This is a genomic window from Limnohabitans sp. DCL3 (assembly GCF_048019295.1).
Taxonomy (GTDB): Bacteria; Pseudomonadota; Gammaproteobacteria; order Burkholderiales; family Burkholderiaceae_C; genus Limnohabitans_A.
The window spans coordinates 2203682-2219709 of record NZ_CP171842.1 but is presented as its reverse complement, the minus strand read 5'-3'; the positions used below and the strand labels follow the sequence as shown (position 1 = coordinate 2219709).

Genomic DNA, 16028 nt, shown 5'->3' with positions numbered 1-16028 from the left:
TCAAAGTTAAGGGCATTGACCATGGCCGAAACCCAAACCGCAGCATCAGCCGCACTTGCCAGCGTCACACTAGAAGGTGACGACCTCGCATCCCTGCTGCAAAAAGAATTCAAACCCAAGTCTGACGACGCCAAGAGTGCGGTCGAGTCAGCGGTGCACACCCTGGCGCAACAGGCCTTGTCTCAGACGACCTTGATCTCGGGCGATGTGGTGGCCAGCATTGAAGCCATGATCGCTGCCATTGACCACAAGTTGTCTGAGCAGATCAACCAGATCCTGCACCACGAGAACTTCCAGAAGCTCGAAGGTGCCTGGCGCGGCCTTCATTACATGGTCAACAACACCGAGACCGATGAGCAACTGAAAATCCGTGTGCTCAATGTCTCCAAGCAAGATTTGGGTAAAACGCTCAAGCGCTACAAAGGAACAAGTTGGGATCAAAGCCCCTTGTTCAAGAAAATTTACGCCGAAGAGTTCAGCCAGTTTGGTGGTGAACCCTTTGGCTGCCTGGTGGGCGATTACCACTTTGATCAGTCTGCACCCGATGTGGAATTGCTGGCCGAGATGGCCAAGATCGCCGCAGCCGCACATTGCCCGTTCATCGCGGGCGCATCGCCCACGCTCATGCAGATGGATTCCTGGCAAGAGCTGTCCAACCCACGCGACCTGACCAAGATTTTCACCACGCCCGACTATGCGGCCTGGCGCAGCCTGCGTGAAAGCGAAGACAGCAAGTACATCGGTCTGGCCATGCCCCGCTTTTTGTCGCGCCTGCCCTATGGTGCCAAGACCAACCCTGTAGACGCCTTCAACTTCGAAGAAGACACAGGCAGTGCTGACCATTCGAGATACACCTGGGCCAATGCCGCGTACGCCATGGCCACCAACATCAACCGCTCCTTCAAGGAGTACGGCTGGTGCACCCGCATCCGTGGCATCGAAAGTGGTGGCTCGGTGATGAACCTGCCGACACATACTTTCCCCACCGATGACGGTGGGGTGGACATGAAATGCCCCACCGAAATTGCGATCGAAGACCGGCGCGAGGCCGAGTTGGCGCAAAACGGTTTCATGCCCCTGGTGCACCGCAAAAACAGCGACTTTGCCGCCTTCATTGGTGCGCAAAGCCTGCACAAACCGGCCGAGTACGACGATGCCGATGCCACCGCCAACGCACGTTTGGCCGCACGTCTGCCCTACCTGTTTGCCACTTGCCGCTTTGCGCACTACCTCAAGTGCATCGTGCGCGACAAGATCGGTTCGTTCAAAGAGCGCGAAGAAGTGCAGCGCTGGCTGTCGACCTGGGTCATGCAATACGTCGATGGTGACCCGGCCCACTCGTCCGAGAGCACCAAGGCCAGCAAGCCTTTGGCTGCGGCGGAGGTCATCGTGGAGGAAGACCCCGCCAACCCGGGCTACTACAGCAGCAAGTTTTTCTTGCGCCCGCACTACCAGCTGGAGGGCCTGACGGTCTCCCTGCGCCTGGTCTCCAAGTTGCCTTCGGCCAAGGCCGCCTGACAGATCGTCGGGCACGGCAAGGCACACACAGTTTTTCTCACTTCCATCGTCGGCTGCACGGTGGAGGGTGCCCTCTTCGGAGGGCATTGATTGCAGCGGTCAGCGCCCGCAGAGTCGGGGCATCTAGGAGAGTGTTATGGCTGTTGACATGTTCATGAAGATCGGCGACATCAAAGGCGAGTCGGCCGACAAGAAGCACACCAATGAGATCGATGTTAAGTCTTGGAATTGGGGGTTGAGTAATTCCGGGACCACGCATTCAGGGCGTGGGGGTGGTGCTGGCAAGGCGAATGTTCGGAATTTGAGCTTTTCCAAGTATGTAGATTCGGCTTCGCATGCGCTGCTGGAAGCCTGCAGCAATGGCAAGCACTACCCCAAAGCCAATCTTGTGGTGCGCAAGGCGGGCGGCAAAGGCGCACCGATTGAGTACATCAAGATCGAGATGGAAGAGGTGCTGATCACCTCGGTGGAGACCGGTGGATCGGGCGGCGAGGACCGTTTGACCGAAAACGTTTCCCTGAATTTTGCCAAGGTGAAATTTGAATACACCCCGCAAAAAGCCGATGGCACACCCGACGCCACCAAGACCATGAAATACAACATCGCCGAGAACGACAACGGTTGATGAATGTGACGGGCTGCCCTGTGGCAGCCCGTTGATGTTGCCCATTAGAGATCTGTTCCATGGCCCGCTCTGACATGTTTTTGAAGGTCACCAGCCTGCGCTCAGGCGTGTTGCAGGGCGAGTCGACTGACAAAGCCTTCCAGAATCAGATCGAGTTGATCGACTGGTCCTGGGGCATGTCGGCGCCTGCGGCCATGGATGGCCATCGTGGTCGCACCCTGCTGCAGGAGCTGAAGGTCGTCAAACAGGCCGATCGCGCTTCCACCGGGCTGATGTCGCTGATGGATGGCAACGATACCCTCAAGGAAGTGCTGCTGTCGGTGCGCAAGGGTGCCGGCGCAGCGCCGTTGACCTATTGGGTGCTCAAGCTGGGCATGGCCCGCATCACAGACTATGCCGTGGCATCGGGTGTCTCCGACACCGGGGCGCCCGTGCTGACCGAGCGCCTGTCTTTTGCCTTCAAGACCTTTGAAGTCAGTTACACCCCACAGCTGGCCGACGGCGGTGCTGGCGGAGCTTCGACATTCCGCACCGAAACCGGTGCCCCCCCTAGAAAGGGTACCTGATGTCCAATGCAAGCGCAGCCGAGCAGGCGCTGCACGATGGCGACGCGCTGAAGGCCTTGCAGCTGCTGATCGCGCAGGTGCGCGCCCAACCGCAAGACGCCAAACTGCGCGTTTTTCTGTTTCAACTGATGTGCGTGCTGGGGCAGTGGGAGCGCGCGCTCAACCAGCTCAACACCGCACTCGAGCTCGATGCCGCCATCTTGCCCATGGTGCAAACCTACCGGACGGCCATCGCCTGCGAGGCCCTGCGCACCGAAGTTTTTGCGGGCCGCAAGGCCCCTTTGTTGTTCGGTGAACCCGAAACCTGGACCGCCTTGCTGATCGAGGCCTTGCTGCGTGAGGGTGTTGGTGACGCCGCAGCCGGGCAGGCGCTTCGAGAACAATCGCTGCAACTGGCACCCACTACGGTCGGTCAAATCAACGGCGAAGCCTTCAGCTGGGTGGCCGATGCCGACACCCGCCTGGGCCCTTGTCTGGAGGTCATTCTCAATGGCAAGTACTACTGGCTGCCTTTTGAGCGCCTGAGCGCGGTTACGCTCGAGGCCCCTGCCGACCTGCGCGATGCGGTGTGGATGCCGGCCACCCTGGAATTCACCAACGGGGGCTCCACGGTAGCCTTGTTGCCTGTGCGCTACCCGGGCACCGATCTGGCGGCGGGATCGCCCCTGTCGCTGGCCAGGGCCACCGACTGGTTGGAAACGGCACCAGGCAGTTACCGGGGCTTGGGCCAGCGCATCTTGACGACGGACACCACAGAACTGGGCATCATGGATCTGCGCTCACTGGTGTTGAATGTGTCTGGGTCCACGCCGACTCAAGACGATCGCCAGATGGCTGACTGAACGCCTGCCATTGCTTGCCATGACAATGTCCCCGCCACGCCAACAGGACCGCTTGCAGCCTTCGTTGCTGGATCGCCTGTTTGACGACGCCCCCGATGCCCGTTCGGAAGGGGTGGATGCGCGTGTCATTCACCGGAACCGCCTGCGTGAACTGGTGTTGCGCGACATGGTTTGGCTTCTCAACACCGCAGTGCCCAGTGATCTGGATTTTGCAGGCGCCGAACACGCGCGTCATTCGGTGCTCAACTACGGCGTGCCAACGCTGGCGGGTCAGACCCTGTCCACCACCGATCCGCAAGAGGTGGAGCGGCGCATGCGCCAGGCCATCCTGGACCACGAGCCACGCATCTTGCCCGAGACCTTGCAGGTGCAGGCCATTGTCAACGAAGACATGGTCGACCACCACAACGAGATTGGCCTGCGCATCAGCGCACAGTTGTGGGCTCAGCCACTGCCGCTGGAGCTGTTGCTGCACACCGACATAGACCTTGAAACTGGTCGCGTGGCCGTGCGCGAGCTCGCGCGCTGAACCCACCAAGCCCTGCAACACCATGGACCCGCGCCTGCTGCGTTACTACAACGAAGAACTGCGTCACCTGCGCGAGATGGGGGCGGAGTTTGCGCAGGCTTTTCCCAAGATTGCCTCTCGCCTTGGCCTTGAAGGCTTGGAAGTGGCCGACCCCTACGTCGAGCGGCTGCTCGAAGGGTTTGCCTTTTTGGCTGGGCGTGTGCAGCTCAAGATCGATGCCGAATTTCCGCGCTTCACACAGCGTCTTCTGGAAATCGTGTACCCCCAATTCCTGACCCCTACGCCGGCCATGCTGATCGCGCAGGCCTGGCCCGATCTGGCCGACCCGGCCCTGGCCAAAGGGCCGTGCCTGGTGCGCGGCAGTGCGCTGGCGGGACAGGCCGGCAAGGCCGGCGGCACAGCCTGTGAATTTCGCACCGCGCACGATTTGCCCTTGTGGCCACTGGAGATCACACAGGCCGAATACTTCACGCACGCGGCCGATCTGCCGATGGCGGGACTGCCCCAGGCACGCAAGGTGCGTTCGGGTCTGCGGCTGCGGCTGCGCTGCACCGCCGACCTGACGTTTGGCGACTTGGCATTGCAAGACCTGCAGTTGCACTGTGCCGGGGTGGACGAAATGGCTTACCGCTTGCATGAACTCGTTTGCGGTGCCTGCCTGCATGTGTTGGTGTTGCCTACCCGCCGTCCTGTCGACTGGCATGAAGCCCTGGATGGTGATGCGGTCGAGCCCATGGGATTTGACGACGAACAAGCGCTGCTGCCGCAGACTTTGCACGGCTTCGAGGGCTACCGCTTGTTGCAGGAATATTTCGCCTTTCCACAGCGTTTTTTGTTCTTCACACTCAATGGTCTGGGTGACGCCTTGCGTGCGCACGGTGAACAGACCGAAGTGGATGTGGTGCTGCTTTTTTCTCGCGTCGAATCCAGTTTGCTGCAGGCGGTCGATACCCGCAGTCTGGCGCTGCATTGCGTGCCTGCCATCAATTTGCTCGAGCGGCGCTGCGACCGCATCCATGTGAACCCGGGCGAGCCCGAGTTCCAAGTCGTGCCTGACCGCAGCCGACCGATGGACTTTGAGGTCCACTCGCTCACCTCGGTGCTTGGCTATGCGGCCGGTGTGGCCAGCGAATGGCGCTTCTTGCCTTTCTATAACGCTTTTCATACCGAGCCCCGTGGCCACAATGCGTACTACACCATGACGCGGCTGCCTCGTCTGCTTTCGCAACACCAGCAACGCGAAGGCACGCGCACTTCTTACATCGGTACCGAGGTGTTCTTGTCCGTGGTCGATGCCCGCGAGGCCCCTTATGCGGCCGACTTGCGGCAGCTGGGGGTGCAAGCCCTGTGCACCAACCGTGACCTGCCCCTGCTGATGCCCGTGGGTCAGGCCAATGGCGACCTGGTGCCCATGCAGGCCGCCCCAGTGAAGGCGCTGGCGGTGTTGCGCGGTCCTTCACGTCCGCAGTCAGCCCTCCGCGAAGGCAGCGTGGCCTGGAAACTGTTGAACCAGCTCTCGCTGAACCACCTCTCGCTGACCGATACCGATGAACAGCAGGGCGCGGCGGCCTTGCGTGAGATCTTGCGCCTGTATGTGCCTGCTGGCGACGCAGCGGCCCTGCGCCAGGTCGATGGGCTGCGTTCGGTGCGAGTACAGCCAGTGGTGCGCCGCCTGCCCATGCCCGGCCCCATCGCGTTTGGTCGTGGCGTCGATGTGCGGGTGGAGGTGGACGAGCACGCATTCGAAGGGGCCAGCGCCTTTTTGCTCGGTTGCGTGCTCGAACGTTTTTTTGCGCGCCACGTGTCCATGAATGGCTTCACCCAGACGCGGCTGTTCGCATCGACCGGTGGTGAAATCCTCAGCGGCCAGCCGCGGTGCGGCAAGCGGCCCATCTTATGAGCCACGACGCCACAGACCTCGACCGCGCAGCACCCGATGGGTTGCTGGCGGCCATTGCCCGTGAGCCCTGGCGCTGGGACTTTTTTGTGGCCCTGCGCCACATCGAGGCCGCGCATGCACATCTGCCGCGTCTGGGCAGCGCGCGGCGTCCTAGCGACGAGCCTTTGCGCTTGGGCCAGACGCCCGACCTGGGCTTTGCGCCCTCGGCGCTCGCTGCCCTGGACCGTGATGCGCCCGGTGGCCTGCCGCGCATGGATGTGCGTTTTCTGGGCCTGTGGGGCCCCAACGGGCCTTTGCCCCTGCACATGACGGCGCAAGCCCGAGAGCGCTTGCTGCACCACAAAGACCCGACGCTGGCGCGCTTTGCCGATGTGTTCCACCACCGCATGCTGTTGTTGTTTTACCGCGCCTGGGCGCAGGCGCAACCGGTGGCGCAGCTTGACCGCCCCAGCGAAGACAGGTTCGCCGATTTTGTGGGCGCCCTCATTGGTGTGGGTGGCCCGGCCTGGCGTGGGCGCGATGCAGCGCCTGACCATGCGCGGCTGGCCTTTGCCGGTGTCTTGTCGCGCCAGGTGCGCAACGCAGATGGCCTGTCGCACCTGTTGTCGGGCTTTCTGCGACGGCCGGTCCGGGTGGAGTCCTTTGCTGGTCGATGGATGGCGCTGCCCGTCGCTGAGCGCAGTCGCTTGGGTGGACGTTTTCTGGGGCGTTTGCAACGCGCCACGGCGCTGTTGGGCTCGGGTGCTGTGCTTGGTCGCGCGGTGTTTGACCGCCAACACCATGTGCGTATCCACATCGGGCCTCTCGACCTGCAGACCTTTGAGAGCTTGCTGCCCGTGGGCAACGCGCTGCCCCCTGTGCAGGCTCTGGTGCGCACCTATGTCGGTGACGAACTGGGCTGGGACTTGCAATTGGCGCTCGACGCCGACCAAGTGCCCCGCACACGATTGGGTCAGGCGGGACGACTGGGTTGGACCAGCTGGATTGGCCAACCAACGCAGCACCGGCCCGCTGCACTGCGCCTGATGCCCCGTCCACCGGTGGCGCCGTCCACCACATTTACCACGTCTTTTTCCTAGAAAGGTCCGCCATGGCAGAAATCAACCGAGCGGCGCTCTTTGGCAAGCTCAACGCCGCCACCTACAAGGCTGTAGAAGGGGCCACCGTGTTTTGCAAACTGCGCGGCAACCCCAGCGTCGAGCTCGAACATGTGCTGGCGCAACTGCTGCAACAACCTGACTCCGACTGGCACCGCGTACTTCGCCATTTCGAAGTCGACCTGTCGGTGTTGGCCAAAGACTTGACGGCCGCGCTGGACCGCTTGCCGCGTGGTGCCACCAGCATCAGTGGCATTGCCGAAACCATCGCCGATGCCATCGAGCGCGGTTGGGTCTACGGCACGCTGCTGTATGGCGATCAGGTGGTGCGCAGTGGCTACCTGCTGGTGGGTATGCTCAAAACGCGCAATCTGCGTGCCACGCTGGTCTCCATCAGTCGGCAGTTTGACCGGCTCAAGGAGGCCGATGTCTCGGATCTGTTGCCCAAGCTGTGCGCCGGCAGTCCCGAAGACGGGCTGGGCGCCAGCGACGGCACGGGGGGCGAGGCCGGTGGTGCAGCCCCTGGCGAGGCCAGTGGCGCCATGGCCCCGGCGGCCATGGGCAAGCAGGAGGCGCTCAAAAAATTCACAGTTGACCTCACCGAACAGGCCCGCAACGGCAAGATGGACCCCATCGTCGGGCGCGATGACGAGATCCGTCAGGTGGTCGACATCCTCATGCGCCGACGTCAGAACAACCCCATCCTGGTGGGTGAAGCCGGTGTGGGCAAGACGGCCGTGGTCGAGGGTTTTGCCCAGCGCATCGCGCGCGGCGACGTGCCGCCCAGCCTGAAGGATGTAGAGCTGCGCGCGCTCGACGTGGGCCTGTTGCAGGCCGGTGCCAGCATGAAGGGCGAATTCGAGCAGCGCTTGCGCAGCGTCATCGACGAGGTGCAGGGCAGTGCCAAGCCCATCATCTTGTTCATCGATGAAACCCACACCCTGGTGGGTGCGGGCGGTGCGGCCGGTACGGGCGATGCGGCCAACCTGCTCAAGCCGGCCCTGGCACGCGGCACGCTGCGCACCATTGGTGCCACCACTTTTGCCGAATACAAAAAGCACATCGAAAAAGACCCGGCGCTGACCCGCCGCTTTCAGACCGTGCAAGTGGACGAACCCGACGAAGTCAAAGCCATCCTGATGATGCGCGGCGTGGCCAGCACCATGGAAAAACACCACCAGGTGCAGATCTTGGACGAGGCGCTGGAGGCGGCCGTCAGGCTCAGCCACCGCTACATCCCTGCGCGCCAGCTGCCCGACAAGAGCGTGAGCCTGCTCGACACCGCCTGCGCGCGCGTGGCTGTGAGCCTGCACGCGGTACCGGCCGAGGTGGACGACAGCCGCAAACGCATCGAGGCCCTGACAACCGAGCTGGAGATCATCGGCCGCGAAAAAGCCATCGGGGTGGACACCGCCAAACGCGAAGCCGAGGCCAACGCACAACTGGCTGCCGAACGCCAGCGCCTGGCTGCGTTGGAGACCCGCTGGAACGACGAAAAAACCCTGGTTGACCAACTTTTGGGTTTGCGTGCCCGCCTGCGCGCCGGGATCCAGCCGGTCGAAGGGACAGGCAGCGCGCTGGAAGCAGCGGCGAAGGCCGAAACACAAAACGAAGCACAAAACGAAGCCCAGACCGAAAGCCCGAGCCCTGCCGCCTTGGGGGCCGTCGGGGTCATGGATGAAGCCGAGCGCGTGGGCCTGATGGCCCAGCTGCATGACGTGCAGGCCCGGCTGGCCGAACTGCAAGGTGAGAACCCGCTCATCTTGCCCACCGTGGACTACCAGGCCGTGGCGGCGGTGGTGGGCGACTGGACCGGCATCCCGGTGGGCCGCATGGCGCGCAACGAGATCGAAACCATCCTCAAGGTGGCCGAGCACCTGGGCCATCGCGTGATCGGTCAGGACCACGCGATGGAGATGATCGCCAAGCGCATCCAGACCAGCCGCGCTGGACTGGACAACCCCAGCAAACCGATTGGCGTGTTCATGCTGGCTGGCACCAGCGGTGTGGGCAAGACCGAGACCGCGTTGGCCCTGGCCGAGGCGTTGTACGGTGGCGAGCAAAACCTGATCACCATCAACATGAGCGAATACCAGGAGGCGCACACCGTTTCCACGCTCAAGGGCGCGCCACCGGGCTATGTGGGGTATGGCGAAGGCGGTGTGCTGACCGAAGCTGTGCGCCGTAAGCCTTACAGCGTGGTGCTGCTCGACGAGGTGGAAAAAGCCCACCCCGACGTGCACGAAATGTTCTTTCAGGTCTTTGACAAAGGCTTCATGGAAGATGGCGAAGGCCGCTTCATCGACTTCAAGAACACGCTCATTTTGCTGACCACCAATGCCGGCACCGACCTGATCGCCAGCCTGTGCAAAGACCCCGAACTCATGCCCGACCCCGAAGGCATGGCCAAGGCCTTGCGCGAGCCCCTGCTCAAGATCTTTCCGCCCGCGCTGCTGGGGCGCTTGGTTGCCATCCCGTATTACCCACTCTCTGACGAGATGCTGGGCCAGATCGTCAAGCTGCAGCTGGACCGCATCAAGAAGCGGGTGGAGGCGCGTTACAAGATTCCGTTTGAATATGGCGACGACGTGGTCAAGCTGGTCGTCTCACGCTGCACCGAAAGCGAATCGGGCGGACGCATGATCGACGCGATTTTGACCAACACCATGCTGCCAGACATCAGCCGGGAGTTTTTGGGGCGGTTGATGGAGGGGCGAGCGATTGAGCGCGTTGAAGTAATCGCGCATGATAATAATTTCATTTATTCATTTTGAGATGTAGGAGATTTATTGAAATGGGCACTGAAAATTTTTTAGCAAATTTGAATCCTAGAAAAAGATTGTGTGACATCGTTTTGCCGGGAAGTCATGATGCTGGTATAGCGAGAGAACATTATTCTGGAATGGGCTTTATAGGTAATCATACAGATTCTTCTAAAGTTATCACGCAAGATAAAAACATTTTTGATCAAGCCATAGCGGGATCACGTTTTTTCGACATTCGCCTGAAATTTGATAAGAAATCTGATAGTTATTCTTCATTTCATGCTCCAGGAATGTTAACTTCTCAAGGTGGTACTGGTTTGGACATGGATGATATATTGGAGCAATTGCTAAAATTTGTACAAACTAATTCAAGTGAGTTTGTTATCGCGCGTCTATCTCATCTCAAAGATCCTGGACTTGATAGCGCTCATAGTGTCTTAAGAAAATTAAAAAAATGGATCGGTGAAAACGAAAATTTCGTATGCAAGCTAGAAGGTAATTTGGCGGTGCGACGAATTGAAGAATTGAAACAAAAAATTATCTTTGTTGTGCAAGGCGCAGCTTTGGATGGAACGAATTTTGGACAATTGCAAGGGATGCATCGCTTGTATCAAAATAAAGGAGGAGCTGATCTTCGTAAGGCTGAGGATGGTTTGTGTTTTTGTGGTGAATTTTCCAAGAGTAATTCTTTGGGGAAAATAATTGATGGACAACTGAAAAATTTTAGCATTCATGCTGGTCATCTAAACATGCCAGATTCACATGCACATATGAGTTGCTTGTATTGGACCTCAACTTATGGTGATATAAAAATTCATACCGAAAAATTGCATAGCAATTATGATTTTGTAGAGGCATTGGTAACAAATATGGAATTTAATGAAGAGTTTAAATTTGCTGGCGAAAAATATGGTGATAAATTTAAAACAGAAATTGTCAGAAAGGTCAATGAAGCTAGAAGACAATTCGCCATTACTGGATATTCACCGCCGAATATCATTATTTACGATTTCGTCAATGAATATTTAAGCAGTAAAATAATAGAATTAAATGACTATAGTTTTTGAAATTTAATTAAATTTAATTTTCGATTATTAAAATAAAGGTTAAAATCATGTTTTCAAAGAATTTTTTTCATTCAAAATCAAATTATCTAATCCTGTTGATATTTGTTGTGCGAGATTTTCTGTGCCTGTTTTATTGCCGGCTGAAGAAGGCGTGCTATCGACTGGTCAGAACCTATCAATTGCTGATTTTGTGGGCAGGCCGGGCAAGGCTTCACCGACTCTGCTGAGCGGACAGATGCGGTGGTGTTCTGCCAACTGAAACTTGCGGCCGACAGCCTCGCAATACCCTGAGTGAAGAACCCAATGTTTGTTACCTCCCAACGCCCCATCACACTGCAAGCCCCGTCTGACGAGGCTCTGCTTTTCCATGCCATGCAGGGCACAGAGGCCGTTTCGCAGCCGTTTGACTACGAGCTCAGCGCGCTCTCGACCAACCCGCGCATTGCCGCTGCCGACCTGCTGGGCAAACCGGTCAAGGTGTCGGTGCAGCTGACCGACGGCCAGCAGCGCTGGTTCCATGGGGTGTGTGCGGCCTTTGGCATCGATGGCAATGTGGGACGCTATCACCGCTACCGCCTGACACTGCGGCCTTGGTTGTGGCTGCTCACCCGTTCGTCCAATCTGCGCATTTTTCAGGACAAGACGGCGCTGGAGATCGTCAAGGCGGTGTTTGGTGAACACAGCGCCAACTTCGTCGATGAGACCAGTGCCCGCTATCCGGTGCGCCCCTATTGCGTGCAGTACCGCGAGACGGACTTCAACTTTGTCAGCCGCTTGCTCGAAGACGAGGGCATCTCGTATTTCTTCAGACATTCGGCCAATGGCCACACCCTGGTGCTGGTGGATGCTGCCAGTGCCCTGGCGCCGGTGCGTGGCGCGGGGGCGGCGCGTTTCATGCGTGACGAAGACCGGGCGGCGGAGACGGTCTCGGTCTCTGAATGGCGCATGACGCATGAGATCCAGCCGGGGCGATTTGCTTTGTCGGACTGGAATTTCGAGAGCCCATCCACCCGTCTGGAAACACCCGAGGCGCAGGCGCGCTGGGACCACGCCGAAGCCAATGGCAGTTTGTTTGATTATCCGGGGGGGTTTCAGGATGCGGCCACCGGGCGAGCCCGCAACAGCGTGCGCAAAGAAGAGTGGGAGAGCCGGGCTGCGCGCTTTGAAGGGCGCGGCAATGTGCCCTGGATCGCCGCGGGTTTCAAGCTGGACCTGGTGGGCCACCCCCGGCCCGACCAGAACGCTGAATACACGGTGTTGTCGGTGCAGGTGGAGATGGCGCAGGTCGGGCACGAGTCGGCCGGTGCTGCCAACGAGGCGCTGGACACCCGCTTCAGTGGCAGCTTTGTCGCGCAACCGGCCATGGCCCCCTTGCGCCCAGCACGCCTGACGCACAAGCCCACCGTGGCCGGTCCGCAGACCGCCATGGTGGTGGGTGATGCCGGTGCGGGTGACATCCTGACCGACGAGCATGGGCGGGTGAAGGTGCAGTTCCATTGGGACCGCCAGGGTCAACGCAATGCCAACAGCTCGTGCTGGGTGCGCGTGGCCACGCCCGCCGCTGGCAAGGGCTGGGGCATGGTGTCGCTGCCGCGCATTGGGCAGGAGGTGGTGGTCGACTTTCTCGAAGGCGACCCGGACCGGCCTTTGATCACCGGCAGTGTCTACAACGCCGAGTACAAGCCGCCGTATCCTTTGCCTGCCAACGCCACCGTCAGCAGCTGGAAAAGCCGCAGCAAACTGGGCGGTGCTGCCGAATTCAATGAGCTGCGCTTTGAAGACAAGGCTGGCAGCGAGTATGTGTTGTTGCATGCCCAGAAAGACCGACTCGAATTTGTCGAAGACTCGCTGAAGAGCAGCATCAGCAAGAATGAGCACCGCACTGTGCAGGAAAACCGCTACGAAAAGGTGGCCGGTGAATGGCACCTGTCGGTGGGCAAGGATGCCAAGCTGGCGTATGGCAAGAACCTGCACCTCAAGGTGGGGGATGCCCTGCAGCTGGCTTCGCAGGACAAACTCAACTTGAAAACCGGTAAGGATTTGTTGGGTGAAAGCGGCACCACGATCGGTTTCAAGGCCGGCACCGACTTGCACCTGAAGAGTGGCCAGAACATGGCCGCCGATGCGGGCATGAATGTGCACATCAAGGGCGGCATGAACGTGGTGATCGAGGCGGGCACGCAACTCTCGCTCAAGGTGGGCGGAAACTCGGTGGTGATCGACGCTTCGGGCGTGTCGATCACCGGGAGCATGGTCAAGATCAATTCGGGCGGCTCCGCTGGCAGTGGCAGTGGCGCCAAGCCGATGTCGCCAGCGGCTCCCGATGCGCCCACCGAACCAGAACTCCCGCAAGACCCGTTGTCACACCGTTAACGGACCAGAACCTGTGATGTTGTTGCCCTCTTTAGCTCTCGCCGCCGGGGATTGTCTCCATGCTGTTTGATGACCGTCTCCAGGCCGAAACCGCTGCCTGGCAGGCCTTTGTCCGCCAGCTCGGGGACCATTTGTCCGGTCAGTGGCCTGCCATGCCAGAGCGCCTGGGCGAACGCTACCCCGCCTTCATTGATGCCATGGTCGAGCATGGCCTGCGCCGGGGTTTTCAAGACGCTGCCGCGGTGGCGCGCTGGGTCAACCTTTGTTTCGCATGGGGCCCAGCATTTGATGAAAAGCCGGGTTTTTCTTGGGCGGCAGATATTTTGTCGCAGACGCAGGCCGGCGAGTGGTTGCGTGTGCACCAGCTGGTGAGCCGTTCTGCGCTGGAGCTGGAGCGCCAGGCCAGTGCCCGGCTGTCGCCGGGGGACTTGCTGGCGGCGGATCGCCGCTTGACCGAGGTGTTTGCGGCCATGGGGTGCCATGGCCAGCTGCTCAGCGCGTCAGATGCCGAGCAGGCGCGGGCGCTGGTGGCTTGTGATCTGGAAGCGCTGGAGCTGCACCTGGCCGATCAGCCCCCGCGCTTCCACTACAGCTTGGACGGCGAGGCCTGGTCGCGCCAAGCTGTGCCCGCTGTGGCGCCATGGCGGCTCGATCTGCAACACCCGCTGCCTGCGCGCTTGCACCTGCTCTCGCCCGTGGTGGGAGCGCCTGTGCGTTTGCGTGTGCGCGTCTTGTCGCATGCGGTTTGCGACCACGGCCGTCACCCGGCGTTTCGGTGCACAGGCCCGCTGGGCGCGTCCACTTGGTCTGGGCAGGACAGCCGTGCCATCGCGCTGGAGTTGCTGCCCAGAGTGCCACCGATGCCGGCCTGGGGTGCTGCCACCTGGGTGGCTGAAGAAACCGCACCCGAGTACCACAAGCTCGAGGTGGCAGTCTGCGGGCTGCGCGATGCAGGCCCGGTGCTGGGACCGATGGGCAGCTTGGTGGCCGTGTGGCCGGCTTGCCAGTGGTGGAGCGAATGGCAACGTGCAGAGCCTGCGCCGCAGGCCTTGCTGGGAACGGCGGACAGCGATGGTCGTGCCAGCGCCCGGACCTGGCTGGGTGGAGGCAGCCGTGCACGTGTTGAACGCGATGGGCAAGCACAGGATGCAGGGGGCTTGCTCGGGGCGCTGGACAAGGGGCTGGACACCGCATCGTCGCTTGCGCTCAAGCGATTGGCGCACGCCTGGGCGCATATGGACGAGTTGAAAGCCACCACGCTGGAGGCGAGCTGGGGCCAACTGTTGGGCCGGGCCGCCTTGGCCTGGGGCTGGCACACCACCGCACTGGACCAGGCACCTTGCATGCGGGTGCTGGGTCGGCTGGATGTGCAGGCCGCGCTCATCGATTTGGCTTTCCGTGGCACGCTGGCATGGGCAGGTGCAAAGGCCAGGCTGGAGCTGCGTTGCGCGGGGCGTGCGCTCCTGTTGGGTGACCTTCACCTGGAGGCGACAGCCCCCAGGCTGGGTGAGCAGGTCATCGCTGCCGCCAGTGTCGATTGGCGTTTCCCCTTCGAAGCCCAGCTGGCACCTTTGGCCGCGCCCGGCGGCGCCTTGCTGCAGGCCGCCGGGGCCGTCAGCGGCGCGCTGCGCGGGCGGGCCGGGCTGCGCCCGAACACCCATGGGGGCAGCGGCTTCGAATGGTTCGCCGAAGTTCGCCTGGAGGCCGTGTGCTTGCCTGTTGTGGTGTTGGATCCGGTGGCGGGGCAACAGCGTGGCTGTGTCCAGCTCTTGCCCGAGATGGATCTGCTGACCTGGAGCTTGGGCGATGGATAGGTTGCTGGTGTTGCGTCTGGAAACCTCGGGCATGGAGGCCGAGGCCGCCATGAACGGTGTGCCTTTGCTGCGTGTTGGCCCCACCCAGCGGGTGGCCTTGCTGGCGGTGCATGAATACGCCTTGGCGGGCAGCAACCAGCTCACGCTGGGTGTGCGTCCGCTGCCGCCCGCCGGGGTTTCGGCCGCGCTGCCTGCCGAGTTGTCCGACGGCAGTGCCTGGGTGCGTTTGCAGCTGCTTTTGCCCAGGCTGGATTCGGCCGCAGACCCGGCGTTGTCGCGCACGGTGGGTCAAATCGAGTGGGCACCCGCAGCGGGCGAGTTGCTCACGTTTCCGCTCCAGCTGGAAGGTCGGGTGGAACTTCCGATCGCGTTTCCTCGCTGGCGTTGGTTGGACGTGCCCGTGATCGCCATCCCACAGCATGGCCCGCCCGACACCCCGGTGGCGGTTTTGGAGGCCCTCAGGCCAGGACTGGCGATTTGGTTGCAAGACATTGCTTTGGGCTTGATGCGAGGCGATGCCACCCCTTTGCTGCAGGCTTGCCGTTTGAGGTTGGAGGAACAAGCCATCGCCTACCAACAGCCCCTGGATGTGCTGGCGCAGCGCTTGGCCGCACACATTGGTGCTTTGCACTCGGCGCAGCCGCTCAAACCCGCCCTGCACACGGCGGGCACTTTGCGCATGCGGCTGGTGGCGCAGGGGCGACTGATCGAATGCCTGGGGCCCGACGGAGGCCCGGCCTTGTGCGCGCCACGTCGTCCAGCTGTGGGGCCGCAGGCTGGGCTTGCCTGGCCCTTGCGTGTGGCGGTGATGGATGGGCGGTTTTATGGCTTGCGCTGAAATGCCTCATGAACAGAAAAGTGCCGCGCACCGTGCCGGTTTGTGCGGCACGGCGGTGCTTGCATGTCAGGTACCGAGCATGGCCAAGGAGACA

Annotated in this window: 12 protein-coding genes; all 12 read left to right on the top strand. The window is 60.9% G+C overall.

Going from position 1 to position 16028, the window contains the following annotated elements:
* Positions 1-21 precede the first annotated feature (21 nt).
* The 12 genes from tssC (at position 22) to ACHEXK_RS10070 (ending at position 15934) form a co-directional block, all read left to right on the top strand.
* Complete coding sequence (gene tssC, locus ACHEXK_RS10125; protein WP_416545806.1) at positions 22-1518, top strand: type VI secretion system contractile sheath large subunit; 1497 nt, start codon at positions 22-24, stop codon at positions 1516-1518.
* A 136-nt stretch (positions 1519-1654) separates the two neighbouring features.
* Positions 1655-2143 (top strand): Hcp family type VI secretion system effector, encoded by a 489-nt coding sequence (locus ACHEXK_RS10120; protein ID WP_416545804.1) that lies wholly within the window; start codon positions 1655-1657, stop codon positions 2141-2143.
* A 59-nt stretch (positions 2144-2202) separates the two neighbouring features.
* Positions 2203-2709, top strand: a complete 507-nt coding sequence (locus tag ACHEXK_RS10115; RefSeq protein WP_416545802.1) for an Hcp family type VI secretion system effector — start codon at positions 2203-2205, stop codon at positions 2707-2709.
* On the top strand, positions 2709-3551 hold the full coding sequence (locus ACHEXK_RS10110; RefSeq protein WP_416545800.1) for a type VI secretion system accessory protein TagJ: 843 nt from the start codon (positions 2709-2711) through the stop codon (positions 3549-3551). The genes ACHEXK_RS10115 and ACHEXK_RS10110 overlap by 1 nt, the downstream gene beginning before the upstream one ends.
* A 19-nt stretch (positions 3552-3570) precedes the next feature.
* A complete protein-coding gene (tssE, locus tag ACHEXK_RS10105; protein WP_416545798.1) occupies positions 3571-4080 on the top strand; it encodes a type VI secretion system baseplate subunit TssE in 510 nt (169 codons plus the stop codon).
* A 22-nt stretch (positions 4081-4102) separates the two neighbouring features.
* The gene (tssF, locus tag ACHEXK_RS10100; protein WP_416545796.1) at positions 4103-5980 is read left to right on the top strand and encodes a type VI secretion system baseplate subunit TssF; all 1878 of its coding nucleotides are present in this window, start codon (positions 4103-4105) and stop codon (positions 5978-5980) included.
* Positions 5977-7059: a type VI secretion system baseplate subunit TssG gene (gene tssG, locus ACHEXK_RS10095; RefSeq protein WP_416545794.1), complete on the top strand. Its 1083-nt coding sequence runs from the start codon at positions 5977-5979 to the stop codon at positions 7057-7059. The genes tssF and tssG overlap by 4 nt, the downstream gene beginning before the upstream one ends.
* Positions 7060-7070: 11 nt before the next feature.
* A complete protein-coding gene (tssH, locus tag ACHEXK_RS10090) occupies positions 7071-9851 on the top strand; it encodes a type VI secretion system ATPase TssH (protein ID WP_416545792.1) in 2781 nt (926 codons plus the stop codon).
* 20 nt (positions 9852-9871) lie between these two features.
* Complete coding sequence (locus tag ACHEXK_RS10085) at positions 9872-10909, top strand: hypothetical protein (protein WP_416545790.1); 1038 nt, start codon at positions 9872-9874, stop codon at positions 10907-10909.
* A 303-nt stretch (positions 10910-11212) separates the two neighbouring features.
* Positions 11213-13282: a type VI secretion system Vgr family protein gene (locus ACHEXK_RS10080; RefSeq protein WP_416545788.1), complete on the top strand. Its 2070-nt coding sequence runs from the start codon at positions 11213-11215 to the stop codon at positions 13280-13282.
* A gap of 59 nt (positions 13283-13341) precedes the next feature.
* Positions 13342-15096 carry a hypothetical protein gene (locus ACHEXK_RS10075; protein WP_416545786.1) on the top strand — a complete coding sequence of 585 codons (1755 nt, stop codon included), beginning with the start codon at positions 13342-13344 and terminating at the stop codon, positions 15094-15096.
* The gene (locus tag ACHEXK_RS10070) at positions 15089-15934 is read left to right on the top strand and encodes a hypothetical protein (protein WP_416545784.1); all 846 of its coding nucleotides are present in this window, start codon (positions 15089-15091) and stop codon (positions 15932-15934) included. Before ACHEXK_RS10075 ends, ACHEXK_RS10070 begins: the two co-directional genes overlap by 8 nt.
* The last annotated feature ends 94 nt before the right edge of the window (positions 15935-16028 follow it).